The organism is Peteryoungia desertarenae, from assembly GCF_005860795.2.
GTDB lineage: Bacteria > Pseudomonadota > Alphaproteobacteria > Rhizobiales > Rhizobiaceae > Allorhizobium > Allorhizobium desertarenae.
Genome location: NZ_CP058350.1, coordinates 3,082,562 through 3,101,476, shown reverse-complemented (window position 1 = coordinate 3,101,476; position 18,915 = coordinate 3,082,562). Strand labels below are relative to the sequence as shown.

21 protein-coding genes are annotated in these 18,915 nt (G+C 57.1%); 14 read left to right on the top strand and 7 right to left on the bottom strand.

The genetic code is table 11. The features are described from left to right. The first annotated feature begins 5 nt into the window (after nt 1–5). From hutX to FE840_RS15110, 7 genes are all read left to right on the top strand, one after another. The gene (gene hutX / locus FE840_RS15140; RefSeq protein WP_138286321.1) at nt 6–524 is read left to right on the top strand and encodes a heme utilization cystosolic carrier protein HutX; all 519 of its coding nucleotides are present in this window, start codon (nt 6–8) and stop codon (nt 522–524) included. 185 nt (nt 525–709) lie between these two features. Next, nucleotides 710–3,238 (top strand): mechanosensitive ion channel family protein, encoded by a 2,529-nt coding sequence (locus FE840_RS15135; RefSeq protein ID WP_138286733.1) that lies wholly within the window; start codon nt 710–712, stop codon nt 3,236–3,238. A 113-nt stretch (nt 3,239–3,351) separates the two neighbouring features. Continuing rightward, nucleotides 3,352–3,627 carry a hypothetical protein gene (locus tag FE840_RS15130; RefSeq protein WP_425502138.1) on the top strand — a complete coding sequence of 92 codons (276 nt, stop codon included), beginning with the start codon at nt 3,352–3,354 and terminating at the stop codon, nt 3,625–3,627. Between the two features lie 215 nt (nt 3,628–3,842). After that, entirely contained in the window at nt 3,843–4,667 is an 825-nt protein-coding gene (locus FE840_RS15125) for a response regulator (RefSeq protein ID WP_138286320.1), read from the top strand. 198 nt (nt 4,668–4,865) lie between these two features. Beyond that, nucleotides 4,866–6,086 carry a diguanylate cyclase gene (locus FE840_RS15120; RefSeq protein ID WP_246318920.1) on the top strand — a complete coding sequence of 407 codons (1,221 nt, stop codon included), beginning with the start codon at nt 4,866–4,868 and terminating at the stop codon, nt 6,084–6,086. A 96-nt stretch (nt 6,087–6,182) separates the two neighbouring features. Continuing rightward, complete coding sequence (locus FE840_RS15115; protein WP_138286318.1) at nt 6,183–7,109, top strand: ABC transporter ATP-binding protein; 927 nt, start codon at nt 6,183–6,185, stop codon at nt 7,107–7,109. Beyond that, on the top strand, nt 7,106–7,867 hold the full coding sequence (locus tag FE840_RS15110) for an ABC transporter permease (RefSeq protein ID WP_138286317.1): 762 nt from the start codon (nt 7,106–7,108) through the stop codon (nt 7,865–7,867). The genes FE840_RS15115 and FE840_RS15110 overlap by 4 nt, the downstream gene beginning before the upstream one ends. Nucleotides 7,868–7,877: 10 nt before the next feature. On the opposite strand, the gene FE840_RS15105 is transcribed toward FE840_RS15110, so the two are convergent. From FE840_RS15105 to FE840_RS15095, 3 genes are read right to left on the bottom strand one after another with little or no spacing between them, the layout of a single operon-like run. Further along, nucleotides 7,878–8,579, bottom strand: a complete 702-nt coding sequence (locus tag FE840_RS15105; RefSeq protein WP_138286316.1) for a retropepsin-like aspartic protease family protein — start codon at nt 8,577–8,579, stop codon at nt 7,878–7,880. Continuing rightward, nucleotides 8,576–8,797 (bottom strand): DUF1289 domain-containing protein, encoded by a 222-nt coding sequence (locus FE840_RS15100; protein WP_138286315.1) that lies wholly within the window; start codon nt 8,795–8,797, stop codon nt 8,576–8,578. The genes FE840_RS15105 and FE840_RS15100 overlap by 4 nt, the downstream gene beginning before the upstream one ends. 35 nt (nt 8,798–8,832) lie before the next feature. Beyond that, a complete protein-coding gene (locus FE840_RS15095) occupies nt 8,833–9,618 on the bottom strand; it encodes an adenosylcobinamide-GDP ribazoletransferase (RefSeq protein WP_138286314.1) in 786 nt (261 codons plus the stop codon). Between the two features lie 123 nt (nt 9,619–9,741). On the opposite strand from FE840_RS15095, the gene cobT reads away from it, so the two are divergent. Then, nucleotides 9,742–10,764 carry a nicotinate-nucleotide--dimethylbenzimidazole phosphoribosyltransferase gene (cobT, locus tag FE840_RS15090; protein WP_138286313.1) on the top strand — a complete coding sequence of 341 codons (1,023 nt, stop codon included), beginning with the start codon at nt 9,742–9,744 and terminating at the stop codon, nt 10,762–10,764. Further along, nucleotides 10,757–11,164 (top strand): diacylglycerol kinase, encoded by a 408-nt coding sequence (locus tag FE840_RS15085; RefSeq protein WP_425502137.1) that lies wholly within the window; start codon nt 10,757–10,759, stop codon nt 11,162–11,164. The genes cobT and FE840_RS15085 overlap by 8 nt, the downstream gene beginning before the upstream one ends. A 9-nt stretch (nt 11,165–11,173) precedes the next feature. On the opposite strand, the gene FE840_RS15080 is transcribed toward FE840_RS15085, so the two are convergent. Next, nucleotides 11,174–12,709 (bottom strand): sensor histidine kinase, encoded by a 1,536-nt coding sequence (locus FE840_RS15080; protein WP_138286312.1) that lies wholly within the window; start codon nt 12,707–12,709, stop codon nt 11,174–11,176. 105 nt (nt 12,710–12,814) lie between these two features. On the opposite strand from FE840_RS15080, the gene FE840_RS15075 reads away from it, so the two are divergent. The 4 genes from FE840_RS15075 to FE840_RS15060 all read left to right on the top strand — a co-directional run bounded on the left by FE840_RS15075 (nt 12,815) and on the right by FE840_RS15060 (nt 15,742). After that, a complete protein-coding gene (locus FE840_RS15075; RefSeq protein ID WP_138286311.1) occupies nt 12,815–13,405 on the top strand; it encodes a thermonuclease family protein in 591 nt (196 codons plus the stop codon). A gap of 77 nt (nt 13,406–13,482) precedes the next feature. Further along, entirely contained in the window at nt 13,483–14,088 is a 606-nt protein-coding gene (locus tag FE840_RS15070; protein ID WP_246318919.1) for a uracil-DNA glycosylase family protein, read from the top strand. A 64-nt stretch (nt 14,089–14,152) separates the two neighbouring features. Continuing rightward, nucleotides 14,153–14,641, top strand: coding sequence for an Lrp/AsnC family transcriptional regulator (locus FE840_RS15065; protein WP_138286309.1), 489 nt, complete (start codon nt 14,153–14,155; stop codon nt 14,639–14,641). 120 nt (nt 14,642–14,761) lie between these two features. Further along, a complete protein-coding gene (locus FE840_RS15060) occupies nt 14,762–15,742 on the top strand; it encodes a hypothetical protein (protein WP_138286308.1) in 981 nt (326 codons plus the stop codon). 58 nt (nt 15,743–15,800) lie between these two features. Here FE840_RS15060 and FE840_RS15055 read toward each other — a convergent pair whose 3' ends face one another. Continuing rightward, on the bottom strand, nt 15,801–16,673 hold the full coding sequence (locus FE840_RS15055) for an NAD(P)-dependent oxidoreductase (protein ID WP_138286307.1): 873 nt from the start codon (nt 16,671–16,673) through the stop codon (nt 15,801–15,803). A gap of 126 nt (nt 16,674–16,799) precedes the next feature. After that, nucleotides 16,800–17,609 (bottom strand): class I SAM-dependent methyltransferase, encoded by an 810-nt coding sequence (locus FE840_RS15050; protein WP_138286306.1) that lies wholly within the window; start codon nt 17,607–17,609, stop codon nt 16,800–16,802. 153 nt (nt 17,610–17,762) lie between these two features. On the opposite strand from FE840_RS15050, the gene FE840_RS15045 reads away from it, so the two are divergent. After that, complete coding sequence (locus tag FE840_RS15045; protein WP_138286305.1) at nt 17,763–18,485, top strand: DUF2270 domain-containing protein; 723 nt, start codon at nt 17,763–17,765, stop codon at nt 18,483–18,485. Between the two features lie 17 nt (nt 18,486–18,502). Here FE840_RS15045 and FE840_RS15040 read toward each other — a convergent pair whose 3' ends face one another. Continuing rightward, entirely contained in the window at nt 18,503–18,769 is a 267-nt protein-coding gene (locus FE840_RS15040) for an usg protein (protein ID WP_138286304.1), read from the bottom strand. Nucleotides 18,770–18,915: the final 146 nt, after the last annotated feature.

Genomic DNA, 18,915 nt, shown 5'->3' with positions numbered 1-18,915 from the left:
TCCCGATGGATAACGTCGTCCATAACTCCAGTGACCGTCTTGATCGTGCAAAGGCTGCCTTGGCAGCAAAGCCGGATGGTGTGATCGAGCAGATTGCAGCCAAGGCAGAGGTTTCTCCTGCAGATGTCTTGGCCGTGCTGCCCGATGGTGCTGCCGGTATTGTGCCCGCTGATCGTTGGGATGCGATCTGGCAGGATCTTTCCACCTGGGGCGATGTCCTGATGATTGTGCATACCGATGACATCGTGCTCGAAGTCGAAGGGGCGCTGCCCATGGGCAGCGAAGGTCATGGCTGGTTCAACATCCATGGTGACAGTCCGATTGGTGGCCACATCCGCAAGGATCGCTGTCAGTCGATCGTTTTTGTTGATCGCGGTTTTCACGGTCGTCGATCCTGTTCCGTTTGGTTCATGAACGCAGAGGGCAGGGCGATGTTCAAGATCTTCGTCCGACGTGACGCCGAACGTGCGCTCATCGCTGAGCAGTTGGCCCGTTTTGAAGCGCTCCGACAGGCTGAGATCTGAAGCTAAATTCATCTTTTGGGGAGGCCGCAGGATGTGATGAACCTGCGGCCTTTTCTGTTTTCGGCGATGCTTTTCTTTATCGGTTCGAGTCACTAATGTCCGGGCCAGTTCTATTGATTGGCAGGGGACCGAGAGTGATCAGAGCGCATGTTGGGTCGTTATGTGCTGCCCTTGTTGTCTCCCTGATGGTGGGGTTCTCGCCAGATGGACTGGCGACAAGAGCCTTCGCCCAAGACAGCCAAACGTCGGTGACAGCCTCTTCATCCGGCCAGCCGGCTGCTGAAGACGCGGTGCCTGCGGTTGCTCCGCAAGCAAGTGAAGCGCCTGTACAGGTGCAGGATGCCCTCATTTCATCCGTGCAGCAGCGTATCGACAATGCACGGGAAAGACTGAATGCGTTTGCCCGGCGGGTCGATGCCAATGCAGAGAATGACCGAGCGCTTTCCGAGCTTGGCATCGAGATTGGTACCCTGGTTCGGGAACTGCTGGTGATTTCCGTTGATCTGCGGCCGCGACTCAACGAGCTGCAATTGCGTCTTGGCGAGCTTGGGGCGGCTCCCGAGGAAGGGCAGTCGTCGGAGGCGCCGGACCTGACGGAAGAGCGCAACCGGCTTAACGGTGCCCGCGCTCAGATCAATGCGCTCACGGGGCAGGCCGAGGACCTTTCCATTGCCGGTCGCGCACTGGCAGATCGTATCATCGAAATGCGCCGTGCCCTGTTCACTGAACAATTGTTTGCGCATACCGAAATCAGCGGCGATGTATTCAGCCAGGCTGCTGAATCGTTTTCCAGTGCTCTCCAAAGCATGCAGCGCAGCATCGTCAGCTGGATGTCCTTTGTTATCAAGTTCAAGACAGTTCCACTGTCCACCGCACTTTTTCTGTCTTTTGCGCTGGCCATTGTGATTCTAATCGTTGAATACCGATTGTTCGGGTCACTCATCCATCGTGATCCGGGTATCGAAGACCCGAGCTATATGAGCCGGCTTTCCGTTGCCTTCTGGTCCACCATACTCCCTTCGATGGCAATCGGAGTCTTCCTTTCTGCGACGTATTTCCTGCTTGAGACATTCAATGTTCTCAGGGCAGACATTGCGCCAATCATTGCTTCACTTCTTGCGGTCATTGGTCTCGTTTTTTTTGTTGCAATGCTTGCAAGGTCAGTGCTGGCGCCTTTCGCGCCCAATTGGCGCCTGGTGCGGCTTTCGAACAGAGGCGCGCAAAACCTCAGCCTCGCTGTTGTGCTGATGGCTCTGGTCAATGGCATTGATTATGTCTTCGCCACGATGAGTGCTGCCTTCAGCTCGCCTGTTGTCCTGACAGTGATGAAGAGCCTCGTCTCGTCCATGATCGTCGGACTGCTGATCTTCGTCGTCTCGTTCTTGCGTCCGGTGCTGGCCACGGACGGCAATCCCTATTCTCCTGGACGCCCCTGGCCGCGGACGATTGCGTATGGGTTGCGGCTGCTCGGCTTGCTGCTGATGGCTGCCGGGGCTCTTGGCTATGTCGGTATGGCCCGTTTTCTGGCGACGCAGGTGGTTCTGACCGGTGCTGTTATCGTGACGATGTATATCGGCATCCTGTCCGGCAAGGCGATTTCAGCGCCAAATCAGTTTGGCGAGACGCGGGTGGGTCGAGCGCTCTCGAAGCGGTTCAGTCTGACACCTGTTGCGCTCGACCAGGCTGGTATCCTGGCCGGCTTGCTGATCTATGCATTCGCTCTCGTTACCGGCATCCCGCTTATCCTGATCTCCTGGGGCTTCCAGCCCAGCGATCTGCAAGTATGGCTCGTCAATCTCTTTACCGAAGTCAATATCGGTACCATCCGGATATCCATTTTTGGCATAATGGGTGGTGTCGCACTTTTTGCGGTCGGCCTTGTCGTGACCCGGTGGCTGCAGAAGTGGCTGGATGGCAATGTCATGGCCCGCTCACAGGTCGATGCCGGCGTCCGTAACTCGGTAAAGACCGGCATCGGCTATCTGGGCACCGCCATCGCAGGCATCATCGGTGTGTCTGCGGCAGGCATCGATCTTTCGAGCCTTGCCCTGGTCGCCGGTGCCCTGTCACTCGGTATCGGTTTCGGCCTGCAAAACATCGTCTCGAATTTCGTCTCTGGTCTCATCCTTCTGGTCGAGCGCCCGTTCAAGGTCGGGGACTGGGTTGCGACGAGCACGACCGAAGGTTTTGTCAAACGGATTTCCGTCCGCGCCACTGAGATCGAGACCTTTCAACGGCAGTCGATCATTGTTCCCAATTCCGAACTGATCAACTCGCCCGTTGGCAATTGGACCCATCGCAACAAGCTCGGGCGCATCGAGATACCGGTCAGTGTCAGCTATGACAGTGATCCACGCCGCGTGATGGAAGTGCTGCAGGAAATCGTCGACGCTCATCCTGGTATCCTCAGGAATCCCGCGCCTGCCGTCATGTTCACTGCCTTCGGCGAATCGTCGCTCGATTTCGAGATCCGGGCCTTCATCGGGGATGTGCTCGATGGCTGGCCGGTTCGTAATGCCATTCGCCTGGCCGTGGTCGAGCGCTTCCGGGCGGAAGGGATCGAAATGCCTTATCCGCACCGCGAGGTCCGATTGCATGTCGCGAAGGACCTGTCTGACGCGGACACTCCCGGGTCGCGCTCTCGCAAGGGCAGCGGTAAGAAGACAGTCTCGCAATTGCCTCTTGGCGCCGATGATGACAAGGTTCTGTCATGAACTGCTCATTCAGGCGACATTCAGGCGGCGCATGCGATCACCGGAACCGATCGCAAGAGCGATGCAAGAACGACCGGCCAACCAGTTGAGGACGGGATCATCCCGAGAACGCCATGAAGAATATCCTGAAAACCAGCATGTTGTCCTTTGGCACTCTTGTTCTCGTGGTGGCGAGCGCTCATTCTGCCTCGGTGACCAATTCGGGCGCATCCGCAATCGTTCTTGTGATTGTCGAGGATGGGAACCGCACAGAGGTATCGCTGGATGCAGGATCTTCCGAATCCATTTGTCCAACCGGCTGTTTTGTCACGCTACCAAACGGTGACAGACTTGGTCTTCAAGGCGGTGAAAGCGTCGATATAAAGGACGGAATTGCAATCATAAACTGAATTCCGGAGTGCCGCTCATCTTTTCTGGATTGCATATCTTCCATGTGTGCAGTCTATTGAAGATGCATCAGCACGCGGTAACAAGCATCAAGCTCTTTCGTATCTTCTTTATTACGAAGCATCATAAAACTGTGCCACTGTGTGGCGTTTAACAGTTCGGCAAAATATTTGTGCGAAAAGTGCTTTATTATGGGCGCTTTTAAGAAGGCTTGGCGATGGCAGTTCTTGGCATATCCGGAATGCAGTATTCTGGCGAAACGTTCCCGGACGCACGAATCTTGTTGGGTGAGGACTCAAATGTCTTCACCCAGATGATCTCGCAGAGGATGAATGAGCTGTTCGGCGTGAAAGTCGAAGTTTGTCGAACGTTTGAAGACTTGCAGATGGCCAATGAACTGGCGGACGAGCCAGTTGTTTTAGCAATCTCAAACATCAATCTCCCTGGCGCCGAAAGTGGCCAAGCCCTCGAATACCTGGTTGATTGCAATATTCCTACGATAGTGTTCACTGGTACATTTCCCGACGAGACTCGTGAGAAGCTGCTGTCGAAAGATATTGTGGACTATATTTTGAAAGACAATATCTTTGCTGTAGAAATGCTCGCAGAGTCAGTATATCGATTCCTGACAAACCATAATCATCACGTGCTCATCGTCGACGATAGTCCGACTGCTCGCGCCTTGCTTTCCAGCCGTTTGCGCCGCTACAATTTTCGCGTCAGTCTCGCTGAAAGCGGAGCGAAAGCCATCGAGATATTGAAGGCAAATGCAGATATCGGTCTGGTCGTCACAGACTACAACATGCCAGATATCGATGGTTTTGAGCTTACGCGCCGCATTCGTTCCGTTCGTGGGAGTCACGAACTGCGTATCATCGGAGTTTCATCTTCGAATAACCGACTTCTGTCGGCGCGGTTCCTGAAGGTGGGTGGCAATGATTTTATGCTTCGACCCTTCATTGATGAAGAATTTTATTGCCGAGTGAACCAGAATCTGGACACCTTGGTCGCCATAAAGGCAGCACAGAAGCGGAAACAATGAATCCGTCGCCAGCCTGAGGCCTAAGCCGCATCCTAAGGCTTTACCAGCGTGTCGTGTTGGCTCACATTGCGCTGTTTTGGGGAATTATAAGCCATGTTTGTTCCAGCCGAAGACCGTGTCGAGGATGCGGTCAGTGCCAAAGGATCAAGACGCAGGGCGCATGTCCTGGTGATTGAGGATTCGCGTTCGGTCTCGTCGATGCTGCGTCATCGCTTTGAGCGCGAATGCGGGCATATGGTGACCATCTGCAACAGCATGCGACAGTTCGACGAGGCCGTATCAGCGGGGGCGGTTTTCGATATCGCTGTCGTCGATCTGAACCTGCCTGACAGTCTCCATGGAGAAGTTCTTGACCGTGTGATCGCGCTCGGAGTGGCTGCCGTCGTTTTCACCGCCGACTTTAATCGCGAGCAGCGCGAGCGTCTGGTCGAGCGGGGTGTGGCCGATTACGTCATCAAGAACAATGAACGCGCAGTCGACATGGTGATCGAGGCTGTCGAGCGCATTTTGTCGAACCGCGATGTCTGCGTTCTTGTTGTTGATGATGTTCAGTCAGCGAGGAAAATGCTGACCGATCTCCTCAACGTGCAGCGTTTTCACGTCTACTCTGCCGCCACGGGAGCTGAGGCCCTAACCGTCCTTGCGCGCCATCCCGAGATCGAGCTGGTGCTGACCGATTACAACATGCCTGACATGGACGGCTATGAGTTGACGCGGCGTATCCGTCGCGATCATGGAAGCGACCGGGTCCGGATCATCGGGATCTCATCGTCCAGTGACCGGCTGCTGTCTGCGAGTTTCCTCAAGGCCGGAGCAAATGACTTCGTCTATCGTCCCTTCGTTGTTGAAGAGCTTCAGTGCCGCATACAACACAACATTGAAACTCTGTCGCAGCTCCGTCAGTTGCGGCTGGCTGCCTTCAGCGATTATCTCACCGGGCTGCGCAACCGTCGCTATTTCTTCGATGAAGGGCCGCCAAAGGTTGCGGGATGTCTGGAGCGCGGTGAACCTTGCTCGATCGCGATGCTGGACATCGATCACTTCAAGAAGCTGAACGACAGCTATGGCCACGAAATCGGGGACAGGGTGCTCAAGGTTGTTGCAACCCGTCTCCGACTGATCGTTGAAGAAACAGGTCACATGCTTGCGAGACTGGGCGGGGAAGAATTCAGCTTCCTGATGCCTGGACTGGATTCGGTTATGGCCAGCCAGTTCTGCGATGATGTGAGGGAGCAGATATCTACGCTGCGGCTGGCTCTTGACGAAGGTGATCTCGGGGTCACTGTTTCGATTGGTGTCGCAGAAATCGTCGAACGCGAGAATTTCAGCAATTACCTGAATGCGGCTGACCAGTTCCTGTATCTCGCCAAGAACTACGGGCGCAACCGCGTCTATTCCGAACACATGCTTGGTGGTTGACGCTTCGTTTTCTCGGGAGCGCCGGTCGAGGCTTGGTCATGGTGGGGCGACGACCTATATGGGGTTAAGCTCTCCCGCCGAATCGAGTCCGTCCGCATGTCTCCCATCGTTTCCGTCCAATCGCTCTCCAAAACCTACGGCAATGGCTTCAAGGCCCTGAAAGATGTCAGTCTCGACATCGAGAGGGGGGAGATCCTGGCACTTCTCGGCCCCAATGGCGCGGGCAAGACAACGCTCATCTCGATCATCTGCGGCATGACCAATCCGAGCAGTGGTCGCGTTCTGGTCGATGGGCATGACGTGGTGCGGGATTTCCGCAAGACCCGCGGCCAGATCGGTCTGGTGCCGCAGGAACTGACGACCGACATGTTCGAGACCGTGTTCAACACGGTGAGCTTTTCACGGGGTCTCAACGGCAAGAAGGCTGATCCTGAACGGATCAACCAAATCCTCAAGGATCTCAGCCTCTACGAGAAGCGAAACAATGCCTTGCGCGAACTTTCCGGCGGCATGAAGCGTCGCGTGCTGATTGCAAAGGCGCTTTCGCATGAGCCAAGCATCCTTTTTCTGGATGAGCCGACTGCGGGTGTGGATGTGGCCTTGCGCAAGGACATGTGGCAGCTCGTCGAGCGTCTCAGGGCGCAGGGTGTGACAATCATCCTGACGACGCATTACATCGAGGAAGCCCAGGGGATTGCTGATCGTATCGGCGTCATCAACCGCGGAGAGCTGCTCCTTGTTGAAGAGAAGACGGCGCTCATGCGCAAGCTCGGGAAGAAGACGCTTGCCATGGAACTGCGCAGCCCGCTGCCCGGTGTGCCTCAGGACCTTTCTCACTGGTCGCTGAAGTTGAGCGATGATGGAATGACACTGCTTTACGAATACGACCTCAGAGGGGGCGACACGGAGATCGCGAAGCTGCTGGCAGAGATTTCATCTGCCGGTATCAGTCTTGGCGATCTGTCGACGCAGCAGACTTCACTTGAAGACATATTTGTTTCGCTCATCGGGGAAAAGGCATGAATTTCGAGGCGATCAAGTCGATTTACTTCTTTGAGATGGCGAGAACACGTCGGACGCTGTTACAAAGCGTGATCTCTCCGGTGCTTTCAACGGCGCTTTATTTCATCGTTTTTGGCGCAGCCGTCGGTTCTCAGATCCAGGAGATTGACGGCATCAGCTATGGCGGTTTCATCACCCCCGGGCTGATCATGTTGGCTTTGATCACGCAATGCATCTCCAACGGGTCGGCCGGGATCTACTTTCCGAAATTCACGGGAACGATCTATGAAATCCTGTCGGCGCCGGTTGCGATGACTGAAATCCTGATCGGCTATGTCGGAGCTGCCGCGACCAAGGGCATGATCATAGGATTGATCATTCTTGGTACGGCCACCTTTTTCGTCGATCTGAAAATCGCCCATCCGGCACTAATGCTGTTCTTCATGGCGCTCACGGCAGTCACCTTCAGTCTTGCCGGTTTCATCATCGGCATCTGGGCGAAGAATTTCGAACAGCTGAGCCTTGTTCCGATGCTTATCGTTCCGCCTCTGACATTTCTCGGAGGCACATTCTATTCGGTCAACATGCTGCCACCGTTCTGGGAGGCGGTCAGCCATCTCAACCCCGTGCTTTACCTCGTCAGCGGCTTTCGTTGGAGCTTCTTCGAGGTTTCGGACATCAATCCGCTGGTGAGCCTTGGGATGATCATTCTCTTTTTGGGTCTGTGCCTCGGGCTTCTCACCTGGGTCTTCAGGACCGGTTATAAGCTCAGACCATAAGCTTGCGGGGTCAATCGCGAAGACGCAGTTCGTCCGAGCGGATTTCAAGCGAGTCGAGTGTGGACAGGAAGCTCATGCCGAGGAGGCTTTGCTCCAGTCGACCTTGCTCCAGTACGACCGCATCAACATTGCGGCGGATGATCGGCCCGAGCTGAACGTGTCCTAGGCGAATACCTGCAGCCATTGCTCTGCCGTTCGCGGTCAGGATCGTGCGATTGTAATTGAGCGATGCCGGGTCAATGCCGATCCGCACAGCGTCTTCGTATCTCAATGCTATCGCGCTTGCTCCGGTATCTATGAGAACGGAGACTGGAACCGGTCCGACTTCGACTTCGGTTTCGAAGTGACCGCCGAAGGTCTTGTGCAGAATGACTTCTGCGCGTTCTTCTCCTGTGTCGACTACGACGGCCCGGCCCGGGATGAGGCCGGCCATCAGGCGCTCCCCTACACTGTTCAGTTCTGTCCGGTAAAGGTAGCCTGTCATGAGCGCGAGCGCGATCAGAATCCAGGCTGAAATCTGACGGAAAGTCTGCCCGAATGAGCGCCTGCCCAGTAGAACACCCGAAGACAGCATCAGCATGATGGGAAGCAGGATGATCAGCTTGCTGAAATCGTCATTGGCCAGGCCAAAGCTCTGACCTGCATCATGATTCAATATCAGGACAGCCAATCCGAAGCCGAGAATCCCAATAACAATCCAGAATCCCATCAGGCTTGTCCGGCCTCTCGCGCCAATCGGGCTCTTCGTGTTTCGCGCCTCGGCTTACGCTCGACGGTCTCCAGCCGGGCTGGCAGCAGCGCCATGATCGTGCGTCGCTCGATGTCGCTATAGGTGGTCCAGCTGCCGATTTCGTCTCGAGTACGTCCGCAACCGAAGCAATAACCGGTTTTCATGTCGATTGAACAAACAAGCGTGCAGGGAGATTCCATCGGTGTCCTTCCGTTGCGCCGTGAATATTGTGTGCTCAGGTGGCAATAGCAAGAGCAACTAGAAAGGCAGTCTCAGCAATCTGTTGACAGGCTCCGATCGTGTCTCCCGTCTGGCCTCCCAGACGGCGACGAACATTGGAAGTAAAGGCGAAAGCAGCCATGATGGCTGCGACTATGGCGCCTAGAAATGTCGCAAATGTGATCGCAGGAAGGGTGGTAACAGCGACCAGTGCCAGCCCAGACAAAAGCGCAAAACGCGTCGCCTCCGGTTCCGGTTGACCTGCACCCGATGCGACACCGTCCGGTCGAGCCGGGGGGAGGGTGGACCAGTGCCAGACAATCAGGGCTCGGCTGCCGACGGACGCCGCAACGAAAACCAATGCCGCGGAAATTGCCGGGAGGTTTGCTGCAATGGCTGCAAGTGCTGTCACTCTCAGACCAAGAGACAGGATCATTGCCAGAGCGCCATAGCTGCCAAGCCGACTGTCCTTCATGATCTCCAGCGCTCGCTGACGATCCCGGCCAGCGCCGAGTCCATCGGTCGTATCCGAAAGACCATCTTCGTGCAGCCCGCCGGTGATGAAGATTTGTATCGTTATCGCCATCAAAGCGACCAAAAGCGCTGATGTGTGCAGCGACAGCAAAATCAGCATCAGAAATGCCGCCGGGAGCGAAAGAAGAAGGCCCGCGAGAGGAAATGCGGCCACCGTTTTGGTCAGACGCCCGTCATGGCCGACAAAGAAGCGATCCGGGATTGGAAGTCGTGAGAGAAAGGCTAGGGCTCTTGCCGTTTCGTCGATGATGTCGCGCAAGGAGAGCATTGATCGGTCCGATGTGTGGCGACTGCTGTCGCGCGCTTTTTTTAAGTTGAGGCCGTTGAAGCTGGCCAGTATGAGAGGGCTCAGAAAGCCCGATTTGCAGGAAGAAAACAAGGAAGCCAATTGATGAACGTAACCGGCCTGCCATTCGACGATTTCCGGAAGCTGCTTGCTGCGCTGCCCGGGCCGGATACGGCTGCTCTTGTCGCCGCGCGTGACCGTGATCGACAGTTGACGAAGCCTCCAGGTGCCCTTGGGCGGCTTGAAGAGATTGCCATGTGGCTTGCGGCCTGGTCGGGCCGTTCACCTGCGGTCAATCGTCCGCTGGTCGCGATCTTTGCCGGCAATCATGGTGTGACGAAACACGGTATCACGCCGTTTCCATCATCCGTGACACAGCAGATGGTGGAGAATTTCGCCGCAGGCGGAGCGGCCATCAATCAGATCTGCGTTGCTTATGACCTCGGGTTGAAGATTTTCGACCTGGCGTTGGAATATCCGACCGGGGACATCACGTGTGAACCAGCCTTGTCCGAACGAGACTGTGCCGCAACCATGGCCTTCGGCATGGAAGCGATTGCCGGAGGCACTGACCTTCTGTGCATCGGCGAAATGGGGATCGGCAACACGACCATCGCTGCCGCTATCAATCTGGCCCTCTATGGCGGAGAGGCTGAGGATTGGGTGGGGCCAGGGACAGGCTCCGAAGGCGAGGTGCTGGAGCGCAAGATTGCCGCCGTCAAACGTGCGCTGGAGTTCCATAAGGGCCATCTGGACGATCCGCTCGAAGTGTTGAGGCGGCTGGGCGGGCGCGAAGTGGCAGCCATGGCCGGAGCCATTCTCGCGGCGCGGATGGAGAAGATTCCTGTCCTGATCGATGGCTATGTCGCAACCGCCGCCGCTGCCATTCTCAAGGCTGCCAATCCGTCAGCCCTTGATCACTGCCTGATTGGCCATGTGTCTGCCGAGCCTGGTCACTTGCGCGCGATTGAACGTCTGGGCAAGACGCCGCTTCTGGCTCTTGGCATGCGGCTTGGCGAGGGAACCGGGGCAGCGCTTGCCGCCGGTATTGTGAAGGCGGCTGCTGCCTGCCATTCCGGAATGGCGACTTTTGAACAGGCTGGTGTGAGCAACAAGACCCATGGATGACATGAGCAACGGCAAGGCCACACCAGAAATACTGGCGGCGAATTCGATCCGCAAGGAAAAGGGCATCGCCCATCTTTTTGCGGCCACTCGCTACTCAATCCAGGGATTCAAGCGGCTCTATCAGGAAGCCGCGTTCCGGCACGAGCTCTTGGCCTTTGCCGTCGGACTTGCGCTTTTCATTTTTGTGGGCGCCGATCTTTTCGAATACGTGATCTTCACAATCCTGATGATGCTCATGTTCTGCGTGGAAGCTCTGAATACGGCAATCGAGGAGCTGGTTGATCGCATCTCGCCGGAAATTTCGACAGTGGGGCGCAACGCCAAGGACCTCGGCTCCTTTGCAGTCTTTTGCCTTATCTGCGTGAATGGCGTGTTTGCGGCCTATGTGGTGTTTTTCTGATCGCGCTGATCAGGCAAACTGCCGGCGTCTCGGTTCCACTGCCTGCACTTCGGATACGGCAGGGAGACTCTCCAGTACCCGCTGAGCCGGCAAAATCGCTATGACTTCAGTGCCTTCGCGAAGCTTGGAGCGAAGCTTGAACTCGCCACCGTGCTTCGCAAGGATCGCCTGGACGATGGGCAGGCCCAGACCCGTGCCCTGTTCTGCGCTTTTTATGGCGATCGAGCCTTGGCCGAAAGCGGAGAGCACGACCGGGATCTCTTCCTCCGGAATCCCCGGTCCGTTATCCTTGATCGATATGTATTGACCGCCCCCGGCAGTCCATCCAGCTTTGACGACAACCTCCCCACCCTGGGGGGTGAACTTGACCGCATTGGACAGCAGGTTGAGAAGGACCTGGCGCATCGCCTTTTCGTCGGCCCAGACTGACGGCAAGGCCTTTTCGAACTGCTCTTCAATCCGGATGTTCTTGGCCTTGGCGCGTAGCTGGATCATGCCAATGCAATCTTCCGCGAGCTCGAGGAGAGAGATGACATCTTCGCTCAACTCATACTTGCCGGCCTCGATGCGCGACAGGTCGAGGATCTCGTTGATGAGTTCCAGGAGGTGTTTTCCGGAGCGATGGATGTCGCCCGCATATTCTTTGTAGAGCGGGTTGTTCAGGGGGCCGAGAACCTCGGTCGCCATGACTTCCGAAAAGCCGAGAATTGCGTTCAGTGGCGTACGCAATTCATGCGACATGGAGGCGAGAAAGCGAGATTTTGCAAGATTGGCTTCTTCGGCCCGACGGCGCGCTTCATCGGAAAGGGATTTCGCGACCTCCAGCTCCGCGATCAGATCATCTTTTTCGGTCTGATATGACAGGAGCTTGATGTTTGCCTGGTGCAGGCGACCCGTGATGTAGACGAAGAAGATCAACGCCGTCGTGAAGAAGGCGGTCAGGCCCAAATCCATGTTGTCACGGCTGATGACCGACGCGTAGACAAGTGCCACGACTACCGGCAGGAAGCCCAACAGGACAGCCTGACGCAGCAGCATGTTGGACATGGCCGTGACCGAAAGGGCGATCATCAGGACGGCGGACTTGAAGAAGAAGAAGCCGAAGACGTCTCCAGTGCTGGGAGTTTGCAGCGCAAACAGCGCCCAGCAGCAGCCATTGGCGACCTGGCCTGCCAATAGCAGATTGCGCCAACCGGCCTGGTTTTCTGCCGTTATCTCGTGTCTTGATGCACGGCGTGCAAGCAAGATTGTCAGGGCATTGACGCCCAGTGTGAGGATTGCCCAGGTAATGAGACTGGGGCCAAGCGAGAGGAAGCTGCCAAAAATGGTGATGAGGATGACCATTGCCGGCATGACGGCTGCGCCCTGAAGCGTTGCCGCGATGTGCATGTTGAGGATGTCGGCATCGAAAGCAGGCGAGATGCCGTTACCGGCCTGCAGCCGCTCGCGTGTTGCGCGCACGGCTTTTGTCGCAGCCCGGTTTCGGTGGCTGCGCGTCAGGTCTACAATGTTCTTGTCTGTCGATGTCGGTATGCCGTTACTCATCACTGGGCTTCTTCCGCGGTCCCTTACAGCCTATCCTCCATTTCTTAAGAAGATCCTGTCAGGGAAGGTTTTGTTTGCCATAGATGCAAAGGATTTGTTTCTGAAATGGGCCGAAAGGTGACGCGGCTGGCACGCTTCATACGTGACGTCCTGATGGGGCTGGTCATCCTGCTCCTTGCGGGCTTGATCATCGTCAAGCTGGACGAACAGGACGTGCAGTTGGTCAACGGGCCATTGCGGGCGGTTGATGGCGATACGCTGGCGAAGGGCAGTTTGCGGATGCGCCTAGAAGGGATCGACGCCCCCGAAATGGAGCAGACCTGCGGTGAGCCATCAGACGTTTATGCTTGTGGTCGGGTTGTGCGTCAGAGGCTTCAGTCAATGCTTGATGACGGGCCTTGGTCCTGTGAGGGCCGGAGCCGCGACCGCTATGGTCGGCTGCTTGTCAGGTGCCGTTCCGGTGAGGACGATCTCGGACGTCGCCTTGTCGCCGAAGGGCTTGCCATTGCCGATGGTGACTATCTCGGCGAGGAAAGGGCCGCGCGCCGCGCCGGGATCGGTCTCTGGCAGGCACCATTCGAACGGCCTGCCGACTGGCGCCGACAGCATCAGATCGCCCGTGGCGGGTTGGAACCATTCTGGGCCACCGGTTCTTACCTATCGCAGATGGTCCGGGAGTGGTTGGGGTCCGAATGAGTTCAGATAAAGCCTTGTGCTCGCGTCTCAAGAGCGATCATCCGGTCGCAACTGCTAAAGAGTTGCAGGTGTCTGCGCTGCAAGCAGCCATCGCCGGGTGCCGGCTGTGCCGAGACAAGCCGGCGGGCGGCCCACAGCCATGTTTGCCGCATGAGCCGCGCCCTGTCGCCTATCTTTCGAGGACGGCCCGCATCTTGATCGCGGGGCAGGCGCCAGGATTGCGGGTGCATGAAACCGGGGTTCCCTTCAATGATGCGTCTGGCGACCGCCTGAGGCTGTGGCTCGGGGTCGATCGGGATCAGTTCTACGACCGGAGCCGTTTTGCCATTGCGCCCCTGGGTTTTTGCTTTCCAGGCTACAATGCCGAGGGACATGATCTGCCGCCGAGGCGGGAATGTGCGCCGCAGTGGCGGCAGCAGGTCATGGACGCAATGCCGCAGATCGAGTTGATCCTTGCCATCGGACAATATGCGCAGGCCTGGCATCTGGGTAACCGGCGACGGAAAACCATGACCGAGACCGTTTGTCACTGGCGCGATTATCTGCTGGCGAATGAGAGCCCGCGATGTCTGCCTTTGCCGCATCCCAGTTGGCGCAATACCGGATGGCTGAAGCGCCATCCCTGGTTTGAGGAGGAAGTGCTTCCGGTCTTGCGCGCTCAAGTTTCGTTGTTGATAGCCTGAAATGATTTTGCTCAATCCTCTGCAATTCCGATATAGATGAGGAAAATCAATTCAGGGCATTCTCATGGACCGTCTCGACCGCAAGATACTGCGCATTCTTCAGGAAGATTCGACACTGGCAGTCGCTGACCTGGCCAAAAAGGTTGGACTATCCACCACGCCTTGCTGGCGTCGCATTCAAAAGATGGAGGAGGATGGCGTCATCCGGCGGCGCGTTGCGCTCCTCGATCCGGCGAAGGTGAATACAAAGGTCACTGTCTTCGTGTCCATACGAACATCAAGCCACTCCATTGAATGGCTCAAGCGCTTCTCAGAGGTCGTGTCCGAGTTTCCGGAAGTGGTCGAGTTCTATCGAATGAGCGGTGATGTGGATTATCTGCTGCGCGTCGTTGTGCCCGACATCGCAGCCTATGATGCTTTCTACAAGCGCATGATCGCCCGGATCGAAATCCGTGATGTGTCCTCCGCATTTGCGATGGAGCAGATCAAGTACACGACTGAGCTTCCGCTTGATTACATGGTGCTCGACAATTCGAAGTCGAATGACGACTGAGCCATGTGTGTCCGGCGAAGTACCTGACGTGTAATGCTTTTATATTTGCGCCTGCTGATTGAGTTTCAGCTCTTCGGGGCGTAGTCTTTCATCGCGACTTTCGATCCCTCGGAGTGTGCGATGAACCTGATCATTCCTGTGAAAAGTGGTGGGCGTACGCAGTTTTTCCGCAGTCATCCGAGCCTGCCGGCGCCCGCCGGAAGCAAGGTCTATGACGGGGATGGTTTGCGGGGGGATTTCGATGCCTCTCAGCCCATGCGATTTCTCGGCTGTGACACGGCTGAAATGGCCTATAGGGTGCCGATCTCGCCAACAGCATCCAAGGGGAGCCAGAAGCTCGATGGCCCGCAATGGGCGACCTATCTGACGGATCCGTTTGAGGAAGGCGCATGGCCCAAATTCCCGGATCCCGGTTTGCATCCCCTGGTTCAGGCCAGCCTCTCAGCGCGTTGCGGACCTGACGCTGCTGCCAATCACGCGCGACACGCGGCTGCCGGTCGTCAGGCGCTGATCGACATGATCCAGGCTGACATGGCGCTGGTCGGTCACGATCCGGCACAGCCCCTGACGCTGTTCGTGGCTCTCTCACACGAAGTCTTTGATAGCTACGGTCGTTTGCTGGCTTTCGTGAACACCGAGGTCAAGGACAAGGACATTCGGCCTAGAACCTATAACGAACGGCAGATTGCGCTGGGCATGGCGACGCCTTTCTTCATCTGGCCGAATGTCGATCCGTTTCGCGGACGGGCGAGCGTAACGGATGCCGCACTTCCGCCGAAGCAGTTGCGATCATTGGCGGCAAAGGGCAGTCTCGGTCGTGCGCGGGAGGATGCGCGTGTCGCTCGGTCAGCAGGTCTTGGGATCTACAATCCCGCCGACCCGCTGAAGATACCGGCTTTCGAGCTGCGGATGCTGGGGGACAGAAAGCTGCCATCCCGTTGGGTCATCGATCTTTCCGCAAATGCTGATGACCCGACCATTCTTCCTCCGGAAGGCTATCCGCTGATCGAGCGTGCCGAGGACCGGCTCTTCATCCCGGAGGAATATGTGCCGCTCTTCGTTCAGAAGGGGTGGCAGGCCGCGAAGCTCGTGCGGTGGTAGGGGCGCGGCCTGAATCTGCTGTAGTCGGATTGACGTCACTCCAGCGTGACGCCAAGGGTCACTTGGCTTCAAGGCGCGCGAGGAGCGAGGATGTGTCCCAGCGATTGCCGCCCAGTTTCTGAACCTCGCCATAGAACTGGTCGACCAGCGCCGTCACCGGCAGATTTGCGCCATTGCGACGAGCCTCTGTCAGCACGATGTCCAGATCCTTGCGCATCCAGTCGACGGCGAAGCCGAAGTCGTATTTGCCGACATTCATCGTCTTGTGGCGGTTTTCCATCTGCCAGGAGCCTGCGGCGCCCTTGGAGATAACTTCTATAACTTTTTCAATGTCTAGTCCGGATTTCTTGCCAAAATGGATTGACTCCGCGAGGCCCTGAACGAGGCCTGCGATGCAGATCTGGTTCATCATCTTGGCAAGCTGTCCGCATCCGGCCGGTCCCATCAGGCCGACCATCCGGGCATAGGCATCGATCACAGGCTTGGCGGCTTCGAATGTCTTTTCGTCGCCGCCACACATCACGGTCAGGACGCCGTTTTCAGCGCCGGCCTGGCCGCCGGAAACGGGTGCATCGATAAAGCCGCAGCCCTTGGCGCGGGCGGCCTCGTCCAGTTCGCGAGCGACTTCCGCCGAGGCCGTCGTGTTGTCGATGAGGATTGCGCCGGACTTCATGGCGGACAGCACGCCGTCCTTGCCTGTCGTGACGGAGCGGAGGTCGTCGTCATTGCCGACACAGGTGAAGACATAATCTGCACCTTCGGCAGCCGCTGCCGGGGTGAGCCCGTGCGATCCGCCATATTGCTTGACCCAGGCCTCTGCCTTGGCGGTCGTGCGGTTATAGACAGTGACGTCATGGCCGCCCTTGGCCTTCAGATGCCCGGCCATTGGATAGCCCATGACGCCCAAACCGATAAATGCGACTTTTGCCATTCTGTGTCTCCCTGCAAATGTGGTCAAAGGCTTAGCGCAGCCTGTCTGGAAACGGAAGAGCCGGCATCTGTGTTGGGATGCCGGCCCTTGGAAATCGGTGTGAACGCCTGCCTTGCGGCTTGTTGGTCAAGCTCTCAGCCGGGCGATGACAAGCTGCCCGGGGGAAGGTTCGCCATCCTGCATGCGGACATTGATCTCGGAGATTTCAACGATATCAAAGCCTGTGGCATCGAGCCGCTCGCGAATATAGGCCTCGCTGTGCAGGTATCGCTGATGGGGGCCGACGATGAAAGGGCGCTCGTTGGTCGCAGCCAGGGTCTCGGACGAGAAGATCAGCAGTCCGCCGGCAACCATGTTTTCGGCTGCGCCAAAGAACAGGGGCTCGAGGGCACCCAGATAGGGCAGGACATCTGTTGCGGTGATGAGGTCAAAAGGCTCGTCGTCATTGTCTTCAAGGAAGTCTTCCAGTTCGGCCACATAGAGCGTCTCATAGAGATCCTTTTCATGAGCGATCTCGACCATGTTCTCGGAGATGTCGATGCCGGTCATGTCCTCGACCATGTCGCGCAGCGTGCCTCCGGTCAGGCCGGTTCCGCAGCCGATATCCAGCAGGCGCTTGAACGGTCCAAGCTTGAGGGTCTGGAGGCGCTGCCGGACCATGGCGGGCACGGCATAGCCCAGCTGCTCCACCAGGATATCCTCGAAGGCCTCGGCATGTTGATCGAAAAGGGTTTCCACATAGGCATCCGGCGCCTTTGGCGGGGCCTCGCCGCGACCCAGCGCCGCAATACGAACAGATGCGCCGCCGTGATCGTCCGGATCGATGGCCAGCACTTCCTGATAGGCCTTAACGGCTGCGTCTATCTCGCCGGCTTTTTCCAGGGCGAGCGCGCGATTGTAGGCCTCAGCCAGCGCTTCTTCGTCGATCTTGGCCATGCTGGCTCCCGTCTGTTCCTGTCTTTGCTGCCCTTTGCAGCTTGGAGGTCGCTGTAGCGGCTTGGGGCGCGAATGGCAATGATCGAGGCGGGGAACCGCCAGGTCATCAAAGCCGTTCATCCTGAGAATCGTCACTTCAGGAGGTTTCTTCAGATGGCTGATCCGGTCGCCAATCTGGCGGATGCCATCGTCCGGCGGCAGTCATCGCCAACCCTGCCGTCGAATTCGGCAGAGAAGGCGAACATGATCATCCACTATTATCGTGGGGAGATCGGGCGCATGACGAGTTGGCGCGACCGGATCGACAGGACGTCCAATTGGGCAATGACCGTGGTTGCTGGTCTCTTGTCGGTGTCCTTGTCGACGCCAAGCTCCCACCATGGGGTCGTCCTTTTTGCCATGTTGCTGATCACGGTCTTTCTCTTGATCGAGGCGCGGCGCTATCGGTTTTTCGATGTCTACCGAGCGCGTGTAAGGCAGTTGGAGCGCCATTATTTTGCTCAGGCACTCTGTCCGAAGGCGGAGCTTAATCCCGATTGGGCCGAGGCGATTGCTGCCAGCCTGCGCAGTCCGGCCTTCCTGATGAGTTATGCGGCTGCCCTGTCCCGTCGGATCCGCCGGAACTATGGATGGATGTATCTGATCCTGCTGATGGTGTGGGGGCTCAAGATCTCAAGTCCGAGGCTTCTGCCGGATGAGCGGCAACTCGAAATGGTGTCCAGCTACCAGCAGATTGTCGACAATGCGCAACTTGGTCCCATCCACGGACTGCTTGTCATCGGGCTGGTCGTGCTTGGATACGCTGCTGTGCTGGTTGCCGCGCGCCACCGCGATCCTGCCGATGGCGAGCTAGCCCATGGCGAAGTGCATGTTTAGCCGACTAAGACCTGTGTTTAGTGGAGAATGAACTCCCCCTTGAGGGCGCGCCAATCCTGCGGGCCAATCATTTTCTGGTGCACGTAGCTGACCGAGTGCAACGGGCCATCCAACTTTTCTTGCCAGAATTTCAGGAAGCCCTTCATTTCCGGGAAGTCTGGCGCCAGATCGTAGTTCTGCCAGATATAGGTCTGCAACAGCAGGGGATGGTCAGGCAGGCGATAGAGGATTTTGGCGGTCGTCAGGCCGTAGCCCTTCAGCATCATTTCCATGTCTTGGTTCATGTCCGTTCGTTCCGTGTTCCCATCTGCAGGGATCGGTGCGGACGGTGTTCCGCTTCCGCGACCGACCTGGGCCGCGAGAGGACGCAGCCTCAAGAAGGATGACACCACCGGAGACCTAATGAAAAGTTAAAAATAGTGACGCTCAG